This is a genomic window from Filobacillus milosensis (assembly GCF_004402015.1).
Lineage (GTDB): Bacteria > Bacillota > Bacilli > Bacillales > Alkalibacillaceae > Filobacillus > Filobacillus milosensis.
Genome location: NZ_SOPW01000079.1, coordinates 1 through 306, shown reverse-complemented (window position 1 = coordinate 306; position 306 = coordinate 1). Strand labels below are relative to the sequence as shown.

The following is a 306-nucleotide window of genomic DNA, read 5'->3' as shown; positions in this document are numbered from 1 at the left end:
GGCGAGATACGGCCCTCGGGTAGCACCGCGGTCGCCTCCGCGACGATCAGTCCGGCGCCGCCTGAAGCGAACTGTGCGAGGTGCGTGTGGTGCCACTCCTGCACCAGCCCGTCGACGGCGCTGTACATGCACATCGGCGAGACCCAGAGGCGATTGCGGAACGTGACGGAACGGATGCTCAGCGGGGAGAAGAGAAGACTCACCGTTCGACGCTACCGCGACGACGCGCCTCGCGGAGCGTCGCACTAACGTGGAGTCATGGTCGAGGTGCGCGAGTGGACACGCAGCGATACGTCCCGGTACTTC

1 protein-coding gene is annotated in these 306 nt (G+C 66.3%); it reads right to left on the bottom strand.

Annotation, left to right across the window (positions count from 1 at the left end; all coding sequences use genetic code 11):
* A partial coding sequence (locus E3U55_RS17190) for an oxidoreductase (RefSeq protein WP_456071346.1) occupies positions 1-203 on the bottom strand: 203 nt, incomplete at its 3' end.
* Positions 204-306: the final 103 nt, after the last annotated feature.